We start from the raw sequence: 3,606 nt of genomic DNA on the forward strand, positions 1-3,606 counted from the left end.
CGTCTATTCGGCGGCCTTTGCCCCGGGATCGGCAACCTTGTCGTCCCAGACCATCTGCCGGTAGTCGAAACCATATTCCAGCGTCGGTTTGACGATGCGGAAATAGGGCGACAGGTCGAAATCGCGCGGCGTGTAGAGCGAGTGGTGACGGATGTGCAGGATTTCCTTGCGCGAATAGTTCGACTGCGCGGAGGCTCGGCCGGGCGCACGGGTGATTTCGGGCAGGATCGGATAGCGGATCTGGCCATAGGCCTCGGCGATCAGCGTCGAGCAGATCGCCCGTGTCGGATCGCCGGAGCCGAAGGCCAGCATGCGGCGGCGCCAGCGCACCGGCACCGGCGGTGTGGGCAAGAAAAAACGCAGCATGTCGAAAATGTTCTTGAGGTCGTATTTCAGGCCGAGCCTGCCGATCATGAAGGCGACGACCTTGTCGCGATCCTCCGGCGCCAGCCCGCTCGCCCGGCAGATGCGGGTGTTGTAGGTGCGGTAGCGCGACAATGGCACGGCGACGCAGCCTTCGCCGATCGTGACCTCGATCAGGCGCGGCCGCTCCGAGCCGTCTTCCGGCGCGGGCAAGGCATCGCCGACATAGAAGGCCGCATGCGACCAGGTCGACTGGGTCAGGTACTTGATCGCCGCCGAGATCTTCTGATTGCCCTCGATCAGCAGGATGTCGCCCGGCTCAAGCGTGCGGCGCAGCGTTTCGGCATCGGACGGAGTGTAGGGCTCGTAGCCGGACGATTCTCCCTGCAGCCGGCCGGCAAGCCAGCGGCCAAGTCGATCCAGAAGCGTGTCGCCGGGCTCGGTCATGCCCCATGGCGATTAGCATGGGCGGGCAATGAGGGCTAGCGCACGCCTTCCTCCCCCGTCCGGAGCGCGAGGAAGAGCGTCCTACGATGCCGCGGCCTCTTCCGGCGGCGCAGCCAGATCGTCGCGCGCCTTGCGGGCCAGTTTGCGTGTCGAGCGTTTGGGATTGTCGCCGAACAGCTCGGCCGCTTCGGCCAGGCAGCTCTTCTTCAGCTGCTTCTCCGACCGTTTCAACAGCTTGCCCAGAAGTTTCGTGTCCTCGGGCAGCCCGAGTGGCTGGTCGTCGGCCTCGAGCAGCGCGCGCATCACCAGCACATCGTGCAGGTCGCCCAGCCGCTCGCCCAGTTCGTCGACCGCCTTGCGCCGCGCCTTGATCGGTGTCGGCCACAGCCTGCCGAGCAGCGACAGATGCATGCCGTGGGTCTTGGCCGCCTTGCGCAAATCGTGGAAATCATCGGCCGCGCCCCGCGATCTGGCCTTGTCGAGCGCCTTCCTGGCACGGCGCAGCGTGACGCGGGCACCTTCGGCAAGCACGTCGGCCGCCTGTTCCGGCTGGTCGGGCAAGGCCAACGCTTCGACGCGTTTGAGGCCATCCTCGCAAGCGGCGGTCGCCGCGCCGATCGCCGCCTCGAGCCCGCTGCCTTCGTGCAGTTCATGCTGGCGCGCGATCAGCCTGTCGCGCGCAGCAGTAAGCCCATCGTCGGCGCTCTCCTTGGGAAAGCTCGCCGCCAGCCGGTCGATGGTTTCGATCAGCGCTGTCGCCTCGCGCGGACCGGCAAGCAGGCCGGCTACATTGCGATAGCACTGGTTCTCGGTCTCGTAGAATGTTTCGTCGCCGGAACGAACAAGCCGCAGCAGGGCGCGGGCGCTCTTCAGCCGCTTGCGGCACTTGTGCAGCGCCTGTTCCGGCCGGCTCCGTGCGGCGTCAAGGTGATGCAGCGCCTTGCCGATTTCCTCGGCAAGGATACGCCTGACCTCGCCGGTCAGCGGCAGGCGCGGATCGATACGAAAGCTCATGCGGCGATCTCCGGTATCCCCCCAAGGGCGAGCGACGCGTTGTAGAATTTTGACTCGCCGGTGACTTCGCGGCCGAGCCAATCAGGCAGCATTTCGTCCGGCACGTCCTCCGGCGTCTCAAGTTCGGCGATCACAAGTCCCGCAAGCGGACCGCCGAAGACATCGATTTCGTAGAGATAGCCACGGTGCCTAACATGGTGACGTGTCTTCTCGATGACACGTCCGATGGCAAAGTCCAGCATCTCCACCGCCTCCGAGAGCGGGATCGAGTATTCGAATTCGTCGCGTTCGCGCGCCTTGCTGCCGAATTTGAGTGTCAGCTTGGCGGAACCGCCATCGCTGATGCGGATACGCACCGTGCGCCCGGGGCCGGCAGCGAGATAGAACTGGAGAATGCGGATATTGGCCTCGGCCAGTTCCCGCCATGCGGTGCTGGTGACCAGGAATTTTCGTTCGACTTCCTTGCCCATGGCCGCGCACTAAAGCGTTTGCCGCCGTCGATGGCAAGATAATGACGAACAGAACTTGACTTTAATCAATCGATTGATTAAACTGCGCTCATGGTCAAACTGCCTGAGCCCAACATTCTTCGCCGCGAGCCCGCCGAGATGACGCGCGCGGCCCTTGTCCAGGCGGCGCTGAAGCTGTTCGGAAGGCAGGGCTTCGATGGCACCTCGACGCGCGAGATCGCCGCCGAGGCGCGAGCCAATATAGGCTCGATCGCCTATCATTTCGGCGGCAAGGAGGGTCTTCGCGCCGCTGCCGCCGACTTTATCGTCGAGACCATCCAGGGTGTAGCCGGCCAGGCGCTCGGCAATGTACAGGCGCCTGCGCCGGGACCAGCCAATCCGGAGGCGGCGCAAGCGCTACTCTTCGCGGCGCTGGAGCGGATGGTCGGCTTTGTCGTGGCCAGCCCGCAGGCCGGCGAGATCGTGCAGTTCGTGTTGCGTGAGCTTTCGCATCCGACGGCAGCCCTCGACCGCATCTATGACGGCGTCTTCGAGCCGACGCATCGCCGGCTGTGCCAGCTCTGGGAACAGGCGACCGGCGAGCCCGCCGAAAGCGAGGCCACAAGGCTCACCGTGTTCACGCTGATTGGCCAGGTCATCTATTTCCGCATCGGCCGCGAGGCGGTGATGCGCCGCATGGGCTGGAAAGACATCGGCGCCGCCGAGGCGGCCAAGGTGGTGGCGGTCACATCGGGTAATCTCAAGGCCATATTGGCTTCCAAAAAGAGCAAAGCATGAAGGGGCAAAGACCATGAGCTTTCTGTGTTCGCTGCCGCTCGCCGCGCAGCTCTTCTCGGCCTGTGCCCCGGCTGCCCCGCTGGCCGTCGGCTATGTCGAAGGCGACTATGTGCTGCTGGCGCCGATCGAGGTGGCGCAGGTCGAGACCGTCACGGTGAAGCGCGGCGACCGTGTGGTGCCTGGCACGACCGTGGTGACGCTGGAAAGTGCCGATGCCAAGATCGCGGTGGCGCAGGCGCAGGCCGGCCTTGCCCAGGCGCAGGCGCAGTTGGCCGACCTGCAGATCGGCAAGCGGCCGGAAGAGATCGCCGTGCTGAAGGCCGAGGTCGACATGGCCAGCGCCCAGGCCGCCGACGCCAAGCGCAAATACGACCGCGCCGCCGATCTGTTCAAGCGCGGCGCCGGTACGCAGGCCGATTTCGACACCGCGTCGGCCACGCTGGAAACGGCCAATGCGCAGGTCGGCCAGGCCAATGCCAATCTCGCCGTCGGCGGCCTGCCTGCACGGGCCGAAACGATCAAGGCCGCCGACAAT

The 3,606-nt window shown here is 65.3% G+C and carries 4 protein-coding genes and 1 pseudogene; 2 read left to right on the plus strand and 3 right to left on the minus strand.

Features of this window, described 5'->3' with window-relative positions; all coding sequences use genetic code 11:
* Positions 1-3: 3 nt before the first annotated feature.
* The 3 genes from EN750_RS23785 to EN750_RS23795 form a co-directional block, all read right to left on the minus strand.
* A complete protein-coding gene (locus EN750_RS23785; protein WP_127269745.1) occupies positions 4-810 on the minus strand; it encodes a YiiX/YebB-like N1pC/P60 family cysteine hydrolase in 807 nt (268 codons plus the stop codon).
* A gap of 81 nt (positions 811-891) precedes the next feature.
* Positions 892-1,824 (minus strand): CHAD domain-containing protein, encoded by a 933-nt coding sequence (locus tag EN750_RS23790; RefSeq protein ID WP_127397825.1) that lies wholly within the window; start codon positions 1,822-1,824, stop codon positions 892-894.
* Positions 1,821-2,294 carry a CYTH domain-containing protein gene (locus tag EN750_RS23795; RefSeq protein ID WP_127268427.1) on the minus strand — a complete coding sequence of 158 codons (474 nt, stop codon included), beginning with the start codon at positions 2,292-2,294 and terminating at the stop codon, positions 1,821-1,823. Before EN750_RS23795 ends, EN750_RS23790 begins: the two co-directional genes overlap by 4 nt.
* Before the next feature lie 90 nt (positions 2,295-2,384).
* On the opposite strand from EN750_RS23795, the gene EN750_RS23800 reads away from it, so the two are divergent.
* Together EN750_RS23800 and EN750_RS23805 are read left to right on the plus strand one after the other, a co-directional pair.
* Complete coding sequence (locus EN750_RS23800) at positions 2,385-3,071, plus strand: CerR family C-terminal domain-containing protein (RefSeq protein ID WP_127397826.1); 687 nt, start codon at positions 2,385-2,387, stop codon at positions 3,069-3,071.
* 13 nt (positions 3,072-3,084) lie between these two features.
* Positions 3,085-3,606, plus strand: a pseudogene (locus tag EN750_RS23805) (HlyD family secretion protein); the annotation flags it as partial.

The sequence above is a fragment of the Mesorhizobium sp. M7A.F.Ca.ET.027.03.2.1 genome, assembly GCF_003999175.1.
Taxonomy (GTDB): Bacteria; Pseudomonadota; Alphaproteobacteria; order Rhizobiales; family Rhizobiaceae; genus Mesorhizobium.

What these genes read in the sequence shown, in the direction of transcription:
- EN750_RS23785 (WP_127269745.1), bottom strand. Translation starts at nt 810, where the DNA reads ATGACCGAGCCCGGCGACACGCTTCTGGATCGACTTGGCCGCTGGCTT.
- EN750_RS23790 (WP_127397825.1), bottom strand. Translation starts at nt 1,824, where the DNA reads ATGAGCTTTCGTATCGATCCGCGCCTGCCGCTGACCGGCGAGGTCAGG.
- EN750_RS23795 (WP_127268427.1), bottom strand. Translation starts at nt 2,294, where the DNA reads ATGGGCAAGGAAGTCGAACGAAAATTCCTGGTCACCAGCACCGCATGG.
- EN750_RS23800 (WP_127397826.1), top strand. Translation starts at nt 2,385, where the DNA reads ATGGTCAAACTGCCTGAGCCCAACATTCTTCGCCGCGAGCCCGCCGAG.